Genomic DNA, 20722 nt, shown 5'->3' with positions numbered 1-20722 from the left:
TACATCATATTAACGAATCTCGAAAAAATGTTGAGTATTATGCTGAAATTGAAATTGCGATTACTAGTAGAATGATCTGATATGATTGATTATTGAATGTTATATACACTTGTATTATAATAAACACATGTTGAAAAGTCAATATTATATCCATTATTAAACAGGGATGGAACATGGAGGAGGACATGGAAAAAGGGAATCGTTTTTTTGATAAAGTCGTTCATCTTATTGTCTATAAAGGGAAAGCAATCGAGACTATTTTCTTCCTTGGTACGTTACTTTGCGCAGCATGTTTTCCTTTTGTTAAGGTCAATTATGATTTGAGTAAATATTTACCCCAGTTTGCTCAGACCAAACAGGCACTTGATGTTATGGAAGAAGAATTTGGTTATCCGGGGCTGGCAAGGATTATGGTGAAGGATGTCAGCCTTCCGGAGGCGAAGCGTATCCGCGAGAAGATTTCGGATTTGGAAGGTGTTGATGTGGTGATCGGACCAGATCGGACTACGGATGTGTACATGGGAACACCATTTGCGAATCAGGGATTCGCAGGCCTTTCATTGGACAGTTCAATATCTATGGATGATTTTTATCAAGATGGAAACGCTTTGATGGACCTCATCTTCGTTCATGGAGATGACAGTCCTATCACTAGAAAGGCAATCGATCATATCTATGAGATTGTAGGAATGGATCGGGGATATTTTGCTGGGAGTGCAATCTCAAGTAAAGAGAGGGAAGAATCCATTACCAAAGAAATCACAATGGCAATTGGAATGGCACTCGTTATCATCTGGTTGATTTTGACATTAACGACAACATCATGGATGGAACCGTTTTTATTTATCTTTGTTATGATTGTAGCGATTGTGTTAAATATGGGCTCCAATTTAATGTTTGGAACCATATCGTTTTTTACATTTTCTACGGCAGCCATCTTACAGTTGGCAGTGTCTATGGATTATTCCATCTTTCTATTACATACCTTTACACATTATAAAAATACTGGAGTTGAGATTAAAATTGCAATGGAGATGGCAGTCAAAGAATCCTGTCGCTCTATACTTGCAAGTGGAGCCACAACAATTGTAGGGTTTCTTGTAATTGCATTTATGCGTTTTACAATTGGTAAGGATGTGGGATTCGTTCTCACGAAGGGAATTGTTTGCAGTCTGGCTACCGTTCTACTTCTAATGCCCACATTGATATTACATTTTAACGAAAAAATTGAGAAAACAGCACACCGGTCCTTTTTGCCTTCTTTTGATCCATTTGCCAGGTGGATGAATCGTATTCGGAAGCCAATGTTTGTCATTGCTTTTATATTAGCAGTCCCCTGTTACTTCGGGCAGAATATGAATGCCTTTTATTATGGTGATGACGCAATCGGAGCCGGGCCGGGTACCAGGGTGTATGAAGATACCAAAGCGATTAATGAAGAATTTGGAAAATCCAATATGATAATTGGAATTGTTCCCAATGGATCTGTGGTAACAGAACGACAGTTAACAGATGCACTGGAAGACTTGGATTTTGTAAAATATGCGATTTCCATGTCAGGAACCATTCCTAAGGGAGTTCCGGAGAGCTTTTTGCCAGACCAGATTCGTGACCAGCTTAGAAGTGATCGTTATGCAAGACTTATGGTTTCTGTGAACTCAGTTCAGGAAAGTGCTTATGCTTTTTCCTGCAGTCAAAAGTTGGAGCAGGTGATCAAAGAATATTATCCGGATGATTCCTATGTAATTGGTATGACTCCTACTACAATGGATATTCGGGATATTTTAACGGATGATTACAATAAGGTGTCAATTCTATCACTAGTAGGAGTGGCGATCGTGGTTTTCATAACATTTCAGTCCATATTGGTGCCTATATTAGTAATTATTCCCATTGAGGTTGCCATTTATTTAAACATGACGCTTCCTTATATAATGGGGGATAGTTTGGTATACATAGGATACATAATCGTAAGCTGCTTACAGCTAGGAGCCACAATTGATTATTCCATCCTTATGACGAATAATTACCTAGGGTTCCGTAAAACCATGAAAAATACCGATGCTGCTATGGCTGCGATATCGAAAAGCATGCTTTCAATATTAACATCAGGAGGGATCTTGACTGTAGTGGGCTATCTTTTGTTTTTTACGTCCTCAATTCAGGCAATTTCCCAAGTGGGGAGATTGGTGGGAAGAGGAGCATTGCTGAGTATGATTTTGGTCCTTTCTCTTCTTCCCGCACTTTTAAGTGCCTTTGATCATTTGATTCAAAAGCAGCAGAATAGAGCTGGAAAAAGACGGGAAAAGCGGCGATTGCGATATGGAAAAATCAAGGTCAGATCGAAAGGAGACGTTGATCATGAGGAACTATAAAAAAATAATGAGTGTAGGATTGGTAATGGCTCTTTCCACACAGACTGTATTTTATTCAATTGCTTCGGAAACCACGGTCCCTACCTGCGATGAAACGCTATATATTACGATGGATCCTTATGGGGATATTAAAGAGAGCAGCATTGTAAAAACATATGAATTAAATGGCAGCAATGAATTTGTGGATTATGGTACCTATGAAAAAATAATCAATTTAACGGATCATTCCAAGGTGATTTCTGGTAAAGATGGTTCGGTTACTTTTAAACCGGAAGAAAGAAGCGGTAGGTTTTATTTTGAAGGTCAGACAAAGACGGAAAAAAATCAGCTTCCATGGGAGATTAATGTGAGCTACCGCTTAAATGGAGTGATTAAGAAAGCGGAAGAACTGGCGGGGGAAAAAGGTCTGGTCGAGGTGAATGTGGATTTGATTCCAAACAAAGACATCCCAGATTATTATAGAAATAATATGACTCTCATGGCGAGTGTAGTGGTAGATATGGACAAAAATTTAAGTTTAGAGGCAGAGGGAACCCAGATTCAGACCGTAGGGGATCTAAAAACAATGATTTTCTTTGCACTTCCTGGGGAAGAATGCCATTATACCATTCGAATTGGTTCCGATAAATTTCAGTTTCCAGGACTTGTTTTTGCCATGGTACCTTTGACCGTAAGTCAGCTTGATAAGGTAAATGATCTACGGGATGCAAGGGATACGGTGGAAGATTCCGCAGATTCAATCAACGATAGTCTGACTGCGGTTCTCGATACGATGGACCAGATGCAAGGAAGTATAAAGGATACGGCAGAGGGGGTCAGGGGGTTGAATCAGAGCAGACAGCTTCTTGCAGATTCCAAGGGGAAAGTTTATGAGAATGCAGATGAAGCACTTGCACAGCTAGAAGGTCTGTCTCAGTCAATTCGTCCATTTTCCAATCATGCACAAAATGCCCAGACCGCACTTAATGATATGCGGTCTCAAACAAATCATATTGTTACAGCGTTAGATGACCTTTCGCCGGATTTAGGGGATTTGCAGGATGACATCAGAGATTTGAGGGATGAACTAAGAGAACTGAAACGACTTGGGAGTGGACCGGAAGCCAACTTAAAAGCTCAGGCGTTTGTTAATCAGGTGGAACAGGTGCGAAAACGGCTGGGCACACTGACACAGCAGCAAACCATTCTGGCAAAAGGACTTGCCACATTGGGTCAGGCGCTTCCTGAACTGTCGATGCGAACTAAAACGCTTGATCTTGCGGCGGATGGGCTAAGTGGGGATGCTGATTTAAAAGATTTGATGGAAGAGATACAAGAAGAGGGGTTAATGGATGAAGATGAGATTTCTTCGTACTTGTTTAATGAAAAAGGGTATTCAGTTACAGAAATTAAGAGCTTAACCAGTTATTTGACGTCTACTTTGGAAACAGACAAGACGGCGACGCCTAGCGCAGCATCTAGAACTACATCAAAAAAAGCATCAAAGGAAATGATGGAAAAAGCGCTTCCACTGGCACAGCTTCTGCCGCCCCTTGTAAACAGTGGCGCGGGTCTTACCAGAGACTTAGAACAAATGCTAAAGATGACAGAAATACTTCTTTCCGATCTAAATGGAGTGAAAGATCATGTAAACCGAACGGTTGAAGATACAGCAGACGTTGCAGATTCACTCGGTCGCTTGTGCGATACTGCTGATAATTTAATTAGTGAAGTAGATGAATTAAACGGGGTACTAAATCGACATCACGAGGAAATGATTGGTACCCTAACGGATCTTGGAGCTATGACAGATCATGCCACTAGAACGGTAGACTCGCTAAATGTATTGTTTCATTCTATGGAAATTCAGATGAAGATTGTTGGGGAATCGCTGAATCAGAGCAGTAAAACAACCTTAAATGGACTGGCAGGTTCCTTAGATGGATTGGGTAAGGGATTGGATCAAACAGAGGTCCTAAAGAATGCCAAAGACACCATCAAACAAACTCTTGATGATAAATGGGATGAATACACCAAAGAAGATACAACCATATTAAATAGTGATTGGAAGGCATTTCCAATCTCAATGACCTCGGAAAAAAACCCTGCTCCAAAAAGCATACAGATGATTTTAAGAACAGAAGAAATTAAAATAGATGCAAATGCTAAAACACAGGAAGTAGATGAAGAATTTCATCCAGATGGGAATGTCTTCCACCGCATTGGGAATATTTTCAAAAATATTTTTCACTTTTTCACATCTATTTTTTAGACGATATTAAGGAAAAACTAAATAATTAAACTGTTTTTTAAAAGATTTTACATTGTTATTTTCCTCTCGACTGCTTATAATAGGGATAGTACATTCAACAAGGAGGATATCAACATGTCTATTTTAGTTACAGGAGGTGCCGGATACATAGGAAGTCATACCTGCATAGAATTATTACAAGCGGGGTTTGACGTCGTGGTTGTTGATAATCTATGTAACTCAAGCAGAGAGTCATTGGTAAGAGTCGAAGCGATTACGGGTAAAAATTTAACCTTTTATGAGGTGGATCTATTAGATCATAAGTCACTGGAAGAGGTCTTTCAAAAAGAAAATATTGAATCAGTCATTCATTTTGCAGGCCTGAAAGCGGTGGGAGAGTCGGTGGAGAAACCGTTGGAATATTATCACAATAACTTAACTGGAACTTTGGTTCTTTGTGATGTTATGAGAAAACATGGAGTAAAAAGCATTGTATTTAGTTCATCTGCAACGGTATATGGAGACCCTGCATTTGTTCCGATTACGGAAGAGTGCCCCATGGGGGAAATTACCAATCCTTATGGAAGGACAAAAGGAATGCTTGAGCAGATTCTTTCGGATCTTAATACAGCGGATCCAGAGTGGAAGGTTATGATTCTTCGGTATTTTAATCCCATTGGTGCTCATGAGTCGGGACGGATCGGAGAAAATCCAAAGGGAATTCCAAACAATCTTATTCCTTATGTTACTCAGGTGGCAGTAGGGAAACTAGAACGGCTGGGGGTCTTCGGAAGTGACTATAATACACCAGATGGAACGTGTATTCGGGATTATATCCATGTGGTTGATCTGGCGGTTGGTCATGTAAAAGCATTGGAAAAGATGAAGTCTGAAACAGGTAATATCTGGATTTATAATTTGGGAACTGGTACCGGTTATAGTGTGCTTGATGTGATTCATGCATTTGAAAAGGCCAATGGATTGACGATACCGTATGATCTTAAGGATCGTAGAGCTGGCGATATTGCACAGTGTTATTCTGATCCAGGGAAAGCAAAAAAAGAGCTTGGCTGGACGGCGAAACGAGATATTATGGATATGTGTCGGGATTCTTTTCACTGGCAGAAGAACAATCCACAAGGATATACAAAATTGAACCAATCATCCTAGAGGGAGAAGAAAAAGAAGGCAGTTTTGCATGGTTAAACGCCTTCTCTTTCTTCTCCTTTTTTCAATATAAGAACATAGATTCGAAAATGCTTGAACTTGTAGATCATATGTGCTAGAATAGAACAAAAGAACAAGTGTTCGAGGTGATGAAGTGTTAATACAGGAACAATTAAGTGTACAAGAAAAACTGGAGATATTATCCGATGCTGCAAAGTATGATGTGTCTTGTTCTTCTAGTGGTGTGGATAGAAAAGGTAAGGCAGGAACCATAGGAAGTGCCAGTAAAGCAGGAATCTGCCATAGCTTTTCTGCAGATGGCAGATGTATTTCACTGTTAAAGATATTATTTACCAATCAGTGTATTTATGACTGTAAGTACTGCATCAACCGAAGCTCAAATGATGTAGTTCGAACCGCATTTACGCCAGATGAGGTGTGTCAGCTTACCATTCAGTTTTACCGCCGTAATTATATCGAAGGACTGTTTTTGAGTTCAGGCATTTTTCATCATGCGAATTATACAATGGATCTTATCTATCAGACTTTGAAGAAATTGAGAGAGGAGTATCATTTCCATGGTTATATCCATGTGAAGGCGATTCCAGGTGCAGACCCCGTTTTGATTGAGAAAACAGGATTTCTTGCAGACCGGATGAGCATTAATTTAGAACTCCCCACAGCGGAGGGGTTGAAAAAATTAGCACCGGGAAAGACCAGAGAAAAGATACTGACCCCTATGAAACAGATACAAAAAGGAATTACGGCCAATCAGTTTGAACTGGTTGAGTATAAGAAAACGTCTTCTTTCGTACCGGCAGGGCAAAGTACCCAGATGATTGTAGGAGCTACACCCGAGAGTGATTTTCAGATGATGATGGTTGCTGAAGCTCTTTATAATAACTACGATTTAAAAAGAGTATATTACTCCGCCTTTGTTCCAGTGAATCAGGATCGTGAACTACCTTCACTTCCTGGTGGTCCTCCCCTTCTTCGAGAGCACAGACTTTATCAAGCCGACTGGCTGTTGCGTTACTATGGATTTCAAGCGAAGGAACTCCTTTCAGAGGAACGGCCTAATTTTAATGTACTTCTAGATCCAAAGTGCGATTGGGCACTGCGTCACCTAGAACTGTTTCCGGTAGAGATAAACCAAGCCGATTACTATACGCTTTTAAGGGTACCAGGTATGGGTGTTAAATCGGTTAGACGAATCATAGCAGCCAGAAGGGGGGGACCACTCTCTTTTGATGCATTGAAAAAGATCGGTGTGGTTTTAAAAAGAGCTCATTATTTTATTACTTGTTCTGGAAGAATGATGTATCCTGTAAAGATTGAAGAAGATTATATTTGTCGTCATCTGGTGGGGGATGAGAAGAGAAAAGTATGGGATATTAGCTCGTCAGGAATGTTTCGCCAACTTTCACTTTTTGATGATGTTGGGGTTCAGCATAAAGACAAAATTCAGATAGGGACGGGGTGTGTTTCTCTGTGAAGACAGTATATTTATGTGAAAACAGTCTGGAAGGAATATTAAGTGGTGTATATGCTGCTTGGACAAGCAGAAAGGGCCATGAGAATGTGAAACTTGCACTGTTTGATGATGGAGAGACCATAGAGCTGTTCTGTCAATATGTAGAAGTCCCCTGCGATTTAGAGAATGCAGATAGAGTGATTCAATCCATACGCAAGAAGATATCGGAAGAAGCATATGAAACCGTTTATAAAGCAACTTTAAGTGTTGACAAAGCGCGTGCAGATAAGATTTACCGTTTTTTGATTTACGGATTTCATATTGGCCGAAGGGTTACGGACCAGCTACAGATACAGGCGGTATATGACATATTTCAGATGAACCGCTTTGTTGATAATGAGACTCATCTTCTTACCGGTTTTGTCCGTTTTGTAGAGATGGAGGAGGGACTGTTGGTAAGCCGCATAGGACCTAAGAATGATGTACTGGTACTTCTTGCACCTCACTTTATGGATCGGCTGTCTGGAGAAAACTGGATGCTTTATGATGAAAATCGGAAAAAAGCTGTATTTCATCCCGCTGGCCGTTTGTGGTTTCTGTCTGAACTGAACTCTTCTGAATGGGAACAGAAGTTAAACAAAGCGAAAGGAGAGGATGAGTATGAAAATCTCTTTCAACGATTCCGGAAAAATGTTACCATAAGAGAACGAATAAATATAACTTGTCAGCGAAACCATATGCCTTTGCGTTACCGGCCTTATATGCCTGAATTCTCTCAAAGTTTAAAAGATACCGAATGATTTCTAAGTTTTAAATGGTTGAAAAAGAGGGATTATGTAGAAATTGATCTTGCTTTTTCCTTCTTTTTTAGTTATCATTAATCTAAGTTCAAATTCTTGAATTTTCATATGCATTTCTGCATGAATATCCATTTTGTTTCACTGAATAGGAAAGGAGTAATACCTTGTACAGTAAAGTTTATAGTGTAGGAATTACAGGAGTAGAAGGAGTCCCGATTATGGTGGAAGCAGATGTCAGCGATGGTCTTCCGGGCTTTTCCATGGTTGGTTATCTTTCTTCTCAGGTAAAAGAAGCACAAGACCGTGTTCGTACTGCGCTTAAGAACTCGGGCTTTCGACTTCCCTCAAAAAAAGTCACAATTAATTTATCCCCAGCGGATATCCGTAAAGAGGGAGCTGCATTTGATCTCCCCATTGCAATTGCTGTTCTTGCAGCCTCCGATTTAATTCAACCAGAAGTTTTAAATCAATGTGTGTTTACTGGAGAGCTTGGACTAGATGGTAAAATCAAACCAATACACGGCGCGCTTTCCATTGCAGCATCTGCAAAAAAAGACAGAAAATCATTCTGTTTTCTCCCTATGGACAATGTTGAAGAGAGTATATTAATAGACGGAATCCAAATCATCGGTGTGAATCATTTAAAAGAATTAGTTGCATGCTTAAACAAACCATTAAAAGATTTGGGACAAACAAATAGAAAAGGGATTTGTAGAATACAGGCGAGTCATTACGATATGGATTATTCTGAAATTGGGGGGCAGCCATTGCTTCGCCGTGCAACAGAAGTGGCGGCGGCTGGTATGCATAATATATTGTATATTGGTCCAGCGGGAACAGGAAAAACGATGGTAGCGAAAAGAATTCCAACGATTTTACCTTCCTTAACGAAAAAAGAGATGATTGAAATATCAAAAATTTATAGCGTATCTGGTCTTCTAACAGAAGAGATCCCTTTGGTATCGAACCGTCCTTTTCGAAGTCCACATCACACGATTAGTTCTCATGCACTTGCTGGAGGAGGACGTTTTCCCAAACCCGGTGAGATATCTCTGGCATCAGGTGGAGTCTTGTTTTTGGATGAACTGGCAGAGTTCCAAAAATCAACGTTGGAAATCCTAAGACAGCCTTTGGAAGATGGTCATATAACCATTTCAAGGATGCAGGGAGCTTATGAGTTTCCAGCTGATTTTATGTTGGCGGCGGCTATGAATAGAGGTGAATATCAGTGCGGTAAAAATTACAATTTTGGAATCTTAGGAAAAACTTGCAGTGTAAAATTGTCTGCATGAGTTTTGCCTCCTTTTTCTTTTACATATACAATCTTCTCAAGGATTTCTTTGAGCAAAATGTTTTTTTCTCCTGCCGTTTCTATGGAATTGTATTTTTCAATAACTGTTTGAATCTTAGGAACCAGTGTCCTTTTTGCAATTTTGTATTCCTGAAATTTTTTATATTCTTTCTGTGATGCTTCATATCGCTCTTTAAGTGAAGAAATGGTACTATTTAAAATTGATGAACGTTCGCTAAATATTTCTAAATTATAGATACCTTTTTCAAACAAATCATATATATTTGCAAGCTGTTTTTGTGCCACTTCCATTTCTTTTTTGAGCACAGTAATTGTCTTTTCAAGAGACTTTATAGGTATAATATCATCAGCTTCAGTATTTTTATTTTCTATAAGGTAATCTTTAGTCCAATGATTTAAAACCGAAATTAGTCGGTCTTCCACCAATCCCAAATATGAGCCTTTGCATAAACAATTAACGTTGGCGCAAAAAAGTCCCCTTTGTCCAGTGCTGTCTGCTGATCGTAAGCGGAGATTTTTCCCGCACAATCCGCATTTTACAATATGGCATAAAGGATTCTGCATTTCTGCTGCTCGGCGCAGATGTGGGATTCGGTTTAGGGCACGTTTTTCCTTTGCCATTTGAAATAATTCTTCGCTAATTATTGCTTCATGAAGACCGTTTACAACAAGCTTATCTGGACTATTATTCACCTGAATAGTAATTAATTCCCCATTTCTAACTTCTTTTTGCTCTCTGCGTCGCATAAAGACAACTTTCCCGGTATATGTTTCGTCAGTTAAAATTTTTGTGACATGACTTTGATTCCAAGGAAGATTGAATTGGTCAACATATCCCATTTCATTAAGTTTCTTTGCTATTACATAAGAACCTGATTCTCTAAATACGCCATTTTCCAAAAAGCCGTTTACATACATGTCAAAAATAAGGCGAACTACATCTGCTTGATCTGGAATGATTTTCAATGAGAACCCTTTTTGCTTGGGAAGTTTGTAGGTTTCGTATCCATACGGAGGATTTCCACCAACATATTTGCCCTCATGAACAGAATCAAGCCGTCCATTCCAGAGGCGGCGCTTTATCTTTCGATATTCGCTTCGCCCCATCATTAAACCGTATTCAGCATATTCTTCATCAAATTCATTTGCAAAATCATATGTTTTATATGGAGTTATAATTTTGGTGGCGGAATATTTAAAAGTATTGATTACAATTCCCTGGTCAATGCTGTCACCACGGCAAAGACGATCCATTTCAATAACTATAACACCTTCATACTTGCCTGCTTCAACCAACTGTAGCAGTTTAAGCATCTCTGGTCTCGCTGCGATAGAGTCTGCAGAAACAATCTCGTAGAACACCTTGGAAACAGCAATATGCTGATCCCGGCAGAATGCATCTAAACGTTCTTTGTGCCGAGTTAAAGTTTTCATGACATCTTCTTCAACAAAATCACGATCAGCCCTGGACTTTCTCAAATACATTAGATAATCAGACATTGAATATAACCTTCTTTCTTGAAAATAAGTATAAAAATTACACTATACCGATTTACAGTTTAGTGCCAGGATGATACAATGACTTTGCAAGAATAGTGTATCGGCACTGCCGGTATAATTTTATATGAAGCCGTTCGATGTTGATAGCACCGGGCGGTTTTTGATTTCGATTTTTAACGAGTGTTTCCACAACTGCAGGTTCCAACGTAATTATAGTTATATTTGCCACACGTCGAACATTTCCATTTATTCAAAGATGGTTCGTTGTCCTCCTGTTTATCTAATTTTATTGTTGTTTGATTTAATTTTTCGTAGATTCGACCTTGATTATCTAAAATTTCGTAGATTGCCATTAATATTACAAAATTTACAAAAGTACAAAATAATGCAAACACGAAGATTAAAATAGTCAATAACCAGTTTCTTTCCGTTTCACCCGTGAATAATATACTAACTCCAAAAAACTTAGCAAAGAAAAAACTTGCTATGGCTCCTCCAACTAATTCAATTAATGAAATCGTTTTCAGTATCTCTTTCATTCTCATTCTCCTTTTCTTTAGAATTTTATTAAAACGCCATAAGCTATTTTAATCGTAATACTGCATTAACCTTCGCTTGTAAAATCCATATCTCTAATGCCATCGTTTACGGATTCCATTATACCGTTCTTCTCCATATTGTATAGCCAAATCAGCTCAATGTCTGAACCGATTTCCCGTTTCAAGTTATTTTACATCACTTTGAAATGCTACGGCTTTTCCAAGAATATGAACGTTATTCAGTTCGTTTTTAACATATATCAAATCCTCATAAGTCGGATTCTCTGGTTTAAGGATCATCAAAGCTTTTTCTTGGTAGTAATAGAATCTTTTCAGAGTAGCTTCGTTATCTCCATTAACAACTATAGCCGCTATTTCACCATTCTCTACAATGTCCTGCTTTTTGATAAATACAATATCTCCATCATGTATTCTGGCATTTATCATTGAATCACCTTTTGCTTTTAAGCAGAAGTCAGCATTGATATCAGTTCCTGTCATAATGTAGCTTTCTCTATCTTCATTCGCAAATACAGGTTTTCCACAAGCAATTTCGCCGGCAAGAGAGAATCGCTTTAATTCTATATGGAAGACATTGGATATAGTGTGAACATTGGAATTACTATTATCTTTATTATCTTCCCAACCCATTAGATAAGCGGAAGATACTAGAGTAGCATTTGCAATAGCTTCAATCCTATCTATAGGGACCTTTTCTGTTTCTCCAGTAGCATATCTTTGTAAAGCAGACTTTGGTATATCTGTTATATTTGAAAGTTCACCATAGGATAATCCGGATTTTTCTATAGCAAACAAAATACGTTTCGAACGCTCGCTCATTTTAATCACCTCCTGAAGATATATTACCACATTCGTCCCAATAATGCAATACAATGTACAAAGATAAATTTAATATCGTCCCAAATATGGGTTGACTTTCCATTTATGGTGTGCTAATATAAAGGTGTCCCAAAAATGGAACGGAGGTGAAGATTTATGGTTGATAAAAACAAGTTAATGGGTGTTATTGTTTCAGCAGGAATGTCGCAGAGAATGCTAGCAAAGAGAATTGGAATGTCCAAGAATACTATAAATGCAAAGATTAATGGGAAAGGATATTTTAATACTGATCAAATTGACAGAATATGTGAAGAACTTGGCATTGAGAACAATGAAATGAAAACTCTTATTTTTTTATCCGAACGTCCCAAAATAGGGACGAATGATTCAGAGAACAAGAAAATTGGATAGAGGGGGTGAAGATAGATGGGTTGTTTAGAACAGAAAGATTTAGAAAAAAGAAGAGAAGTAGTTCCTCCATAAAATGTATTCTGGTTGGCCCCAGTAATTACATTATTGAGGGGTCGGAAGAGTATGACAAGAAAAAGGGGAGATAAGTAGGGAGGTGTAATAATTGAAAGTACAGGAAACAAAAATTGGAAATGCAATTATCGAAGTCTATGATGATTGCATTGTGGGTCCAGAAGAAGTAGAGAAGATCCTTAAAAAAATCGGGTCCATTGGAAACGGGAAAAGAACGAACCCGATTCAGGAAAATGTTCTTGCCCATAAATCTAAAAAGAAGGAGGAGAAACTTGCATGAATGAGTTTTCAAAAGAAGAGCAGATAAGCGTTAATTTAATGCCAATTTCAGAATTGGACATACAGATTATATCTGGAGCGCGGCGTGCGGTATACATTAATGATGGCCGAATCATTGGCACGGCAGATGAGGATTGAGAGGTAACCCCTATGATGGACAAGTGGAAAGCGGCAGAAATTATTTTGCAGGTGATTGATGAAAATGCACCAGTTACGGTCAATTGGAATCAAAAGGAATGGTGGATCAATGCGATTGTAACAGGACTTATTGAAGCTGAAAAAGAAGAAACCCCAGGAGGTGCAACTCCCAGGGAATCCAAGTAACTATTAAATACATTTCATCTCTATTATACGTAGAGATTCGGAGGAAATCAAGATGGATACAATAATTACCAACAATACAGTTACTTTAATCGGAGAAATTGTTTCCGGTTTTACCTTTAACCATGAGGCATTCGGCGAAGAATTTTATACAGTAGATTTAGCTGTAAAGCGTCTCAGCGAACAGGTGGACATTATTCCACTTATTATTTCGGAAAGGCTGCTTAATATGAATGAAGTATCTATGGGTAGCACAGTAGAAATTATGGGTCAATTTCGTTCATTTAACCGGTGCGGTGGAGATAAAAAAAGACTTGTTCTCTCAGTTTTCGTGAAGGAAATAATCTTAATGGATCAAAAATTCACCGACTATACGAAAACGAATTTTATTTCGCTAAATGGGTTTCTGTGCAAACCACTGGTATATAGGAAGACTCCGCTTGGACGGGAGATTGCAGATTTGCTTCTTGCAGTGAACCGCCCATATGGAAAATCAGATTATATTCCCTGCATCGTATGGGGGAGAACCGCAAGATATGCTATGGGGCTTTCTGTCGGCAGTCGGATGGAAATATATGGAAGAATTCAGAGCAGGGAATACGAAAAGAAACTTTCAGAGACAGAGATTGTAAAACGCTTGGCTTATGAGGTTTCAGTTTCGCAGTTGGAGGTATGTGACAAATGATTAAAGACAGGGCTAAAAATGTATTGCTCAATATGGGCATGCCCGCTTCTTTAATAGGACTTGACTATATTGTAGATATTATTGAGTTGTTTGATAGCGGACATCAAAAGGACAAGATTACATCATTATATACTAACATCGGTAAGAAGGACAATTCCTCTGGTAGCCGAGTAGAAAGGGCAATACGGCATGCATTTGAAGTTGTTATTGCTAAAGGTCAGCATGATGCTATTGAAAAGTACTTATCATTCGATAACACTACTAATTCAAATATGTTAAAACTTTTGTATTATCGCTTGAAACAAGAAGAGTGTACAGTAGCGGAAAACAATACTCAAAAAGCAGAAGAGAAATTTAAAGAATCCTCAGATCCGTATCAGGATTTGGAAGATAATATGATTCTGGCTGTCCAGAGATTTATAAAAGAGTTAAGGGAGGTAAATTCAAATGCATGTAGTAAAGTTGGTTAGCGCACACTGCGAAAACTTCAAAGGATTTAAAAACTTTGATGTGCAGTTTGGAGACAAGATTACCCACATTAAAGGTGCAAATGGTTTGGGTAAATCCACCACTGCAGAACTGCTCATGTGGGTGCTTCACGGAGTAGGCAATGACTTGACCAGTAATCCGAAGGTGCGTCGGGAAGTTGACAAGGTTCCTGTGGCAGATGTTCCGGTGGTCGGTGAAATCACAATGGAAGTTGATGGGAAAGAAATCATTTCAAAGAAAGTTCAGAAGCGGACCACTAAAAAAGACGGTAGTTACTCTGACGATAATACATATTCCATAAACGGTGTTGAGAAGAATCTTAAAGACTTTATCGCCTATTTCGATTTCAGCTTTGATGATCTGCTTATGTGTATGAATATCGGTGCGTTTTTGGCAAAGAAACCTAAGGATATGAGAGACTTCCTTTTTAAACTACCGCAGGATATTTCCATAAATGATATTGTGGCTAAGTATCCGGAATTTGCAGGACTGGCACCTTTGCTTGAAAAGTATGATATCGAAGAAATTTCCTCCATGAATAAAGCCAGTGTTACAAAACTGAATAAAGAAATCGCTGGTTATCCTGGGCGTATAGACGAGGTTAATCGGCAGATTGTAGATGATATTGATACTGCGGAAATAGAACTGCAGAAGAACGAGCTGCAGCGCCAGATTGCAGGCATTGAGAAACAGGAAGAAGATTCCCTTTCACAGTCCAGACAATTTGATTCCATGTCCAAAGATATTATGGAATTACAGTTTAAACGTTCCGGCATTGAGCAGGCTGCCAATGCAATTCTGATTGAGCAGAGGAAAGAGATTCAGAAGCGAATTGATGAAGCTGAACTGCAGTTTCGGCGAGCCATGAATAATTCTTCTATGGCGGAAATGGATAAGCAAAGATTACTGGAAGCTATAGACCGAAAAAAGGAACATAAATCGAGTTTATTGGAAGAATACACTAATACATCGCAGAGAGTCTTTCCTCAGTATGTAGCACTTCCTAAATTGGAATCAGATGTATTTGTCTGCCCAACCTGCGGACAGGATCTACCAGAATACATTAAGGTACAAAAACAAGAACAGTATGAAGTAAACAGCCAGAAGCACCGTGCGAAGTATGAGAATGACAAAAATGAGTGGGAACAGCAAAGGAAGGATCTGTTAACTTCCATTTCCGAAAAGGGCCGCACATTAAAAGCAGAGGTTGAGCGTATGGAAGGGATCGAACTTTCAGATATAGAGAACCGTCTTAAGACTGCTAATGAGCAGAAAGTTGCTGTCAATAGTGCCAAAAACAAAGCTTTGGAGGAGTTAAATTCCCTCCCTGATAAGGTTGATTTATCAGACAATCAGGAATATGAAGCCCTTTGCCAAGAGATTCTCAAAAAGGAAGAAGCTCTAAGATCTGTGAATACAGGAGCTGATTATCGAGCCACACTACGGTTACAGAAAACCGAGATTCAGGCAGAATTGGATTCTGTGAAAGAGAAGATATCCAGAACAGCTAAGAATGTGGAATTGGAAGAACGATTATCGTTTCTCCGTAATGAACAGCTGCAGAAAGAACAATCGAAAGCTGACTGTGAAAGAATTCTTGATTTACTGGATCAGCTTGATCAAAGAAAGAATGAACTTCTGGTTGATTCAATTAACAGCTATTTTGGCGGCAGGGTAACATGGGATTTGTTTGCCTTTGCTAAGAACGGCGGATACAAGAAAGATTACTGTGTCCCAAGAATTGATGGATATGAGATTCATGACAATACGGCGAACCATGGCAGGAAGATAGAAGCCATGATGATTATCGCTTTGACTATTCAGAAAATTGTAGGCATTCAGTGTCCTGTAATTCTTGATGACGGGGAAAGCCTTGACCCGTGGCGGCTGCCAGTATGTGATAGCCAGTTGATTGTTATGAGCCGAGCAGATAACAAAGAGTTGATGGTTGAGGTTGCATAATGGACGCTGATAGCCTTGTTCGCATTACTGAGTTCATGCACGCATTGAAGATATTTATTACGGCGGGTAAACGCCTAAAAGATGAAGATATGAGATATTTGAAACAAATAGCCAAAATGATGGAAAAGGAAATGGAGAAAACCCAAAGTGAATAAAGTTCAATTTGAGAAAGCCGAACCAATTATGCAACAGATCAGAAATCTAAAAGATTTAAAAGAGTCTTTTAACATGCCGCCGGAATGTTATTCAATTGTGTTTAGGCTTGTTTCTGGAAGAGAAACAGTTGCTAGCAATTCCGACCTTGGCACATTAAGCATGTGCAGGTTAATTGCCAACTTTAAAGATCTCATTGATGAACAGATCGGAAAGCTTGAAAAGGAAATGGAGGAAATCTAAATGCAGATTATTAAAGTGAAGTTTTTAAAGGGAGAAATCCCCAGCGGTAAAGCATATACATATTTTTCTGATGAAGAAGTATCTATAGGGGATTTGGTTCAGATAAATTCTTCTGCAAAGGGAGTTGTTACCGAAATTGATGTGCCGGAGAGCGAGATTAAAGCATTTACACTTAAGGTAAAAACAATTGTAGGGAAAGTTACAGAAAAAGAACCAGTGGCTGAATTACAAGAAGCTACTGAATGTTTGGAGAGATACAAAATTATTGGAATCTACCATAAAGACGGCACACCAAGAAATGATGGGAGATATCCGTTACGGGTCGGCCGAATTTGTGAAGAACCAAAGGCACACTTTGGGCTTCCTATGACGATTAATTACATTGCTAAAGCTGATGGTACCGATTACCGGGGATTTTCTTTGAGAACGAGTCCTGTAACAGACATTGGTAAAAGAGAAAACCGGATTCAAATTGAGACCATGAACAGCGTTTATGAATTCGAAAAAGTGGAGGAAATATGAACCAGGAATTAGTTGAAAGATTTGAAAAGTTGTTATTGGAAACAAAGCGCCCAGGAATCGAAAATCTCCTTGAATTTATCCGTAAGAGTGATTTTTATACGGCTCCGGCCAGTACCAGATTCCACGGAGCATATGAGGGTGGCTTATTGGAACATAGTCTGAATGTTCTTGATTGTTTGGCAGAAAAGAAAGCCAGTGACAATGCTATTTGGCACAAAATATTAGTAAATGTGCAAAGTGAAAGCGTCGTAATTTCTTCTTTGCTTCATGACCTTTGTAAAACGTATTTTTACATCACTGAAATGCGTAACAAAAAAGATGAATCCGGCGCCTGGGTACAGGTTCCATTCTATACAGTGGATGATAGGATCCCGTATGGGCACGGTGAAAAGTCAGTCATGATGATTGAGGAATATATAAAGCTGTTGCCGGCTGAAAGATATGCCATTCGCTGGCACATGGGTTCATACGAGCCAAAAGAACTTTGGAATACTCTGGGAACTGCCATGGAGAAATATCCTTTGGTTCTGGCATTGCATGAAGCGGATATGGAAGCAACTTATTTATTGGAAAAGGAGAAATAGAGATGTCAGGAGCATTAAAACATAAACAGAGAAGTCACCGGAGTTTTAATGAGAATCGTAAGGTTTTGGGTAGCGTAGCAACAGCGGCGGCGTACCATAGTAATTCAAGAAATATGGTTCGGCAGGCAGCTGGTGTTAACTGGCTGGAGAGATTTCGGCAGATGTTCAAAAGCCAGAAAGGGGATAGATAATCATGGCAAAACAGGAAGTTGCGACAACTGCAAATCAGCAGGCAGCATTAATTGTAAATAATGCCCTTATTGACGGCTTAAATGCACAGTTGAAACAGAAGCAGGAATATGGACTTACATTCCCGGCAGATTATAATCCTACGAATGCATTAATGGGAGCATATCTCATTTTGAAAGAAACTAAGGACAGGAACGGTAAATATGTTTTAGAAACCTGCTCTCAGGCCAGTATTGCCAATTCGCTTATGGATATGGTGACAATGGGATTGTCTATGCAGAAACGGCAGTGTTATCCAATAGCCTACGGCGGGAAGTTACAATGCCAGGTGTCCTATCATGGACATAAAGCAATGGCCCATAGATACGGCGCAAAAGATATTAATGCCGAAGTCATCTATGAAGGAGATACGTTCAAATACCATATTGAAAACGGCCGAAAAATTCTTGATGAACATACACAGGATTTTGAGAATATTGACTTAACTAAAATCAAAGGTGCCTATTGCATCGTTATCCTTGGTGACAGCAGCAGTACATACATGGAAGTGATGAACATTCACCAGATTAAAACGGCTTGGAAGAAAGGCTATGGCTACAAAGAGAACAGTGGCACTCATGCAGAATTCACCGATATGATGGCAAAAAAAACAGTGATTTCCAGAGCCTGTAAGCAGATTGTTCAGCAGTATGGTGATGTATTTGCCGTCGAAGCAGCTGAAACGGCAGAAAGTATTGATTCGGTTGACGTTGTTGCAGAAGATGTGGCCCATGATGTTCAGAGTTATGCCAATGCACAGGAATTTCCAATGCCAGAGGAATCTGATCCGGTTGAACAGGATGAATTACCTGCAGGTGAAGAGGAAATATCAGAGCAGCAGGCTGAACCCGAACCGGAGCCAGCACCACAGCCGCAAAAGCCGGATTGGGCGTAGGAGGATATCATGAGAATCATATCGCAAAGCGGCACTGATTATCCATATGAGCAGATTTGCATTCAGATTCAGAATAATCAAATCAAATGTAAAACATGTAACAGTGAACGTGTAGATTTGTTGGCAAACTATTCTTCGAATGAAAAGGCCCAGAAAGCCATGGAAATGTTACATAAGGAATATATCGGAATAATGCCAAGCCTGATTATTTCAGATTGTGGCTTTTCACAGGAAGAATTGGATGATTTAATGCAATCCACTGTTGGTGGTCAGATTATGCCGGCAAGTCAGGGGCAAGGAAGCGTTGAATATCATATGCTTCCCCGTATATTCCGCTTCCCGGCTGATGAGGAAATTGAGGTGGGAGAATGAAAGAATGTTGTGGAACGTGCGCACATCATATCCCTATACCGCTTAATGAATGGGTTTGTGATAATCCAGATTCAGAGGATTACGGCCTTGAAACAGATTACAGCCATTCTTGTGAGGATTACGATGGAAGGGAGCAATCATGATAGCTCTTATTACTCAATCAGGAGCATATCTTCATGACTTGTCAGAATTACAAGCAGATGAACTTGCTAGGACTAAAGGATTGAGAAATTTCAAACCATATGAAGGAGTAAAAGGCTGGCTTTTTTATGATAGTAATATTCCATATCTCCTCCTGCAATTAGGAATATCAACCTGCTACATAGATTTGGAAAGTATCAGGTTGGAACGGAAAGGCAGAAAAGATTATTTAAAATTAAGTACCATGAATCTAATGAAAATATGGGAAGAAATGTGCCCTATTAAAGGTTATATGAAAACAGGGGGCTGAAATGGTATTAAAAGTAATTGGTAGCTCCAGCAAGGGAAACGGATATGCTCTTATAGCAGATAATGAAATCCTGCTTTTGGAATGTGGCTGCCCGTTTAAAGATATCAAAAAGGCCATTGACTGGCAAATTCTAAAGATAAAAGGCTGTTTGCTCACACATGGGCATGCAGATCATTCTAAATATACTAAAGATTTTCAAAAAGCCGGAATCCCGGTGTATACCAATGATGAAACAAAACAAGCCGTGGGAGAAATCCTTGTAGCGCAGTTTTATTATGTTCCAGAATTTAGGACATTCCATGTGGGAGGATTTAAGTGTATTCCTTTCTATGTTCCTCACAATGGAACGCCGAACTATGGTTATCTGATTGAACATAAGGAAATGGGAAGAATGCTGTTTATCACTGACTATGAGTACATACCATATAATTTCCAGAAGCAGCAGGTTCAACACTTTCTGATCGAAGCAAATTACCAGGAGCAGTTTATTAATAAGGACCTTCCGAACTACGAACACAAACTTCTGGGCCATGCTTCTCTGGAAACTTGTATTGGAGCCATTAAAGCGAATCAGTCACCAAACCTTAGAACTGTCATAATGTGCCATTTGGGAGCAGGTTCGAGTTCGGGTAAGTATTTTACCAATGAAATGCAGAAAGTGACGGGAAGGAACGTAAATGTAGTTTGTGCGGTGCCGGGGATTATTATGGAATTAAATAAAGATCCTTTTTAGCAAAGGAGTTGATTACTACGATTTGCAGTGAGAGCAAAAGCATTCCTAAATTTAACAGAGATGAGAATGATATTGGAATACTCCG

At 39.2% G+C, this 20722-nt stretch carries 26 protein-coding genes; 23 read left to right on the top strand and 3 right to left on the bottom strand.

All coding sequences use genetic code 11. The annotated features are described in order from the left end of the window. Positions 1 to 185 precede the first annotated feature (185 nt). The 6 genes from EFT72_RS07515 (at position 186) to EFT72_RS07490 (ending at position 9338) form a co-directional block, all read left to right on the top strand. Entirely contained in the window at positions 186 to 2375 is a 2190-nt protein-coding gene (locus tag EFT72_RS07515; RefSeq protein ID WP_124066296.1) for an MMPL family transporter, read from the top strand. Next, the gene (locus EFT72_RS07510) at positions 2362 to 4626 is read left to right on the top strand and encodes a hypothetical protein (RefSeq protein ID WP_124066295.1); all 2265 of its coding nucleotides are present in this window, start codon (positions 2362 to 2364) and stop codon (positions 4624 to 4626) included. Before EFT72_RS07515 ends, EFT72_RS07510 begins: the two co-directional genes overlap by 14 nt. 114 nt (positions 4627 to 4740) lie before the next feature. Then, positions 4741 to 5775 carry a UDP-glucose 4-epimerase GalE gene (galE, locus tag EFT72_RS07505; protein WP_124066294.1) on the top strand — a complete coding sequence of 345 codons (1035 nt, stop codon included), beginning with the start codon at positions 4741 to 4743 and terminating at the stop codon, positions 5773 to 5775. A gap of 151 nt (positions 5776 to 5926) precedes the next feature. Further along, on the top strand, positions 5927 to 7267 hold the full coding sequence (locus EFT72_RS07500) for a putative DNA modification/repair radical SAM protein (RefSeq protein WP_124066293.1): 1341 nt from the start codon (positions 5927 to 5929) through the stop codon (positions 7265 to 7267). Further along, positions 7264 to 8046 (top strand): TIGR03915 family putative DNA repair protein, encoded by a 783-nt coding sequence (locus EFT72_RS07495; RefSeq protein WP_124066292.1) that lies wholly within the window; start codon positions 7264 to 7266, stop codon positions 8044 to 8046. The genes EFT72_RS07500 and EFT72_RS07495 overlap by 4 nt, the downstream gene beginning before the upstream one ends. A gap of 164 nt (positions 8047 to 8210) precedes the next feature. Next, complete coding sequence (locus tag EFT72_RS07490; RefSeq protein ID WP_124066291.1) at positions 8211 to 9338, top strand: YifB family Mg chelatase-like AAA ATPase; 1128 nt, start codon at positions 8211 to 8213, stop codon at positions 9336 to 9338. On the opposite strand, the gene EFT72_RS07485 is transcribed toward EFT72_RS07490, so the two are convergent. The 3 genes from EFT72_RS07485 to EFT72_RS07475 all read right to left on the bottom strand — a co-directional run bounded on the left by EFT72_RS07485 (position 9287) and on the right by EFT72_RS07475 (position 12237). After that, on the bottom strand, positions 9287 to 10858 hold the full coding sequence (locus EFT72_RS07485; protein WP_124066290.1) for a recombinase family protein: 1572 nt from the start codon (positions 10856 to 10858) through the stop codon (positions 9287 to 9289). The two genes, EFT72_RS07490 and EFT72_RS07485, sit on opposite strands and share 52 nt — an antisense overlap. Before the next feature lie 173 nt (positions 10859 to 11031). Further along, entirely contained in the window at positions 11032 to 11397 is a 366-nt protein-coding gene (locus EFT72_RS07480) for a hypothetical protein (protein WP_124066289.1), read from the bottom strand. A gap of 186 nt (positions 11398 to 11583) precedes the next feature. Next, entirely contained in the window at positions 11584 to 12237 is a 654-nt protein-coding gene (locus EFT72_RS07475) for a LexA family transcriptional regulator (protein ID WP_124066288.1), read from the bottom strand. Positions 12238 to 12393: 156 nt separating this feature from the next. Here EFT72_RS07475 and EFT72_RS07470 point away from each other — a divergent pair, with 156 nt between their 5' ends. The 17 genes from EFT72_RS07470 to EFT72_RS07410 all read left to right on the top strand — a co-directional run bounded on the left by EFT72_RS07470 (position 12394) and on the right by EFT72_RS07410 (position 20637). Next, entirely contained in the window at positions 12394 to 12648 is a 255-nt protein-coding gene (locus EFT72_RS07470) for a helix-turn-helix transcriptional regulator (RefSeq protein WP_124066287.1), read from the top strand. Between the two features lie 163 nt (positions 12649 to 12811). Next, positions 12812 to 13000, top strand: a complete 189-nt coding sequence (locus EFT72_RS07465) for a hypothetical protein (RefSeq protein ID WP_124066286.1) — start codon at positions 12812 to 12814, stop codon at positions 12998 to 13000. Continuing rightward, positions 12997 to 13137 (top strand): hypothetical protein, encoded by a 141-nt coding sequence (locus EFT72_RS19250; RefSeq protein WP_164473112.1) that lies wholly within the window; start codon positions 12997 to 12999, stop codon positions 13135 to 13137. Before EFT72_RS07465 ends, EFT72_RS19250 begins: the two co-directional genes overlap by 4 nt. Before the next feature lie 12 nt (positions 13138 to 13149). After that, positions 13150 to 13323 carry a hypothetical protein gene (locus EFT72_RS19245; protein ID WP_164473111.1) on the top strand — a complete coding sequence of 58 codons (174 nt, stop codon included), beginning with the start codon at positions 13150 to 13152 and terminating at the stop codon, positions 13321 to 13323. Positions 13324 to 13375: 52 nt separating this feature from the next. Then, the gene (locus EFT72_RS07460; RefSeq protein ID WP_124066285.1) at positions 13376 to 14005 is read left to right on the top strand and encodes a single-stranded DNA-binding protein; all 630 of its coding nucleotides are present in this window, start codon (positions 13376 to 13378) and stop codon (positions 14003 to 14005) included. After that, complete coding sequence (locus EFT72_RS07455) at positions 14002 to 14475, top strand: sporulation initiation factor Spo0A C-terminal domain-containing protein (protein WP_124066284.1); 474 nt, start codon at positions 14002 to 14004, stop codon at positions 14473 to 14475. The genes EFT72_RS07460 and EFT72_RS07455 overlap by 4 nt, the downstream gene beginning before the upstream one ends. Next, positions 14453 to 16456, top strand: a complete 2004-nt coding sequence (locus tag EFT72_RS07450; RefSeq protein WP_124066283.1) for an AAA family ATPase — start codon at positions 14453 to 14455, stop codon at positions 16454 to 16456. Before EFT72_RS07455 ends, EFT72_RS07450 begins: the two co-directional genes overlap by 23 nt. Further along, complete coding sequence (locus EFT72_RS19240) at positions 16456 to 16611, top strand: hypothetical protein (RefSeq protein WP_164473110.1); 156 nt, start codon at positions 16456 to 16458, stop codon at positions 16609 to 16611. The genes EFT72_RS07450 and EFT72_RS19240 overlap by 1 nt, the downstream gene beginning before the upstream one ends. After that, positions 16604 to 16852, top strand: a complete 249-nt coding sequence (locus EFT72_RS07445) for a hypothetical protein (protein WP_124066282.1) — start codon at positions 16604 to 16606, stop codon at positions 16850 to 16852. Before EFT72_RS19240 ends, EFT72_RS07445 begins: the two co-directional genes overlap by 8 nt. Beyond that, positions 16853 to 17374: a hypothetical protein gene (locus tag EFT72_RS19650; RefSeq protein ID WP_243109972.1), complete on the top strand. Its 522-nt coding sequence runs from the start codon at positions 16853 to 16855 to the stop codon at positions 17372 to 17374. It abuts the gene before it with no gap. Then, positions 17371 to 17958: an HD domain-containing protein gene (locus tag EFT72_RS07435; RefSeq protein ID WP_124066281.1), complete on the top strand. Its 588-nt coding sequence runs from the start codon at positions 17371 to 17373 to the stop codon at positions 17956 to 17958. Before EFT72_RS19650 ends, EFT72_RS07435 begins: the two co-directional genes overlap by 4 nt. A 2-nt stretch (positions 17959 to 17960) precedes the next feature. Further along, complete coding sequence (locus EFT72_RS07430) at positions 17961 to 18149, top strand: hypothetical protein (RefSeq protein ID WP_124066280.1); 189 nt, start codon at positions 17961 to 17963, stop codon at positions 18147 to 18149. 2 nt (positions 18150 to 18151) lie between these two features. Next, entirely contained in the window at positions 18152 to 19081 is a 930-nt protein-coding gene (locus EFT72_RS07425) for a recombinase RecT (protein ID WP_124066279.1), read from the top strand. Positions 19082 to 19090: 9 nt separating this feature from the next. Then, complete coding sequence (locus EFT72_RS07420) at positions 19091 to 19453, top strand: hypothetical protein (RefSeq protein ID WP_124066278.1); 363 nt, start codon at positions 19091 to 19093, stop codon at positions 19451 to 19453. After that, positions 19450 to 19596, top strand: coding sequence for a hypothetical protein (locus EFT72_RS19235; protein ID WP_164473109.1), 147 nt, complete (start codon positions 19450 to 19452; stop codon positions 19594 to 19596). Before EFT72_RS07420 ends, EFT72_RS19235 begins: the two co-directional genes overlap by 4 nt. 38 nt (positions 19597 to 19634) lie before the next feature. Then, the gene (locus EFT72_RS07415) at positions 19635 to 19904 is read left to right on the top strand and encodes a hypothetical protein (RefSeq protein ID WP_124066277.1); all 270 of its coding nucleotides are present in this window, start codon (positions 19635 to 19637) and stop codon (positions 19902 to 19904) included. A gap of 1 nt (position 19905) precedes the next feature. Next, complete coding sequence (locus EFT72_RS07410; RefSeq protein WP_124066276.1) at positions 19906 to 20637, top strand: MBL fold metallo-hydrolase; 732 nt, start codon at positions 19906 to 19908, stop codon at positions 20635 to 20637. Positions 20638 to 20722: the final 85 nt, after the last annotated feature.

This window comes from Clostridium sp. E02 (genome assembly GCF_003833015.1).
Lineage (GTDB): Bacteria > Bacillota > Clostridia > Lachnospirales > Lachnospiraceae > Lacrimispora.
Note: the sequence above shows the minus strand (reverse complement) of the source record. Positions and strands in the feature narration are given on the sequence as shown.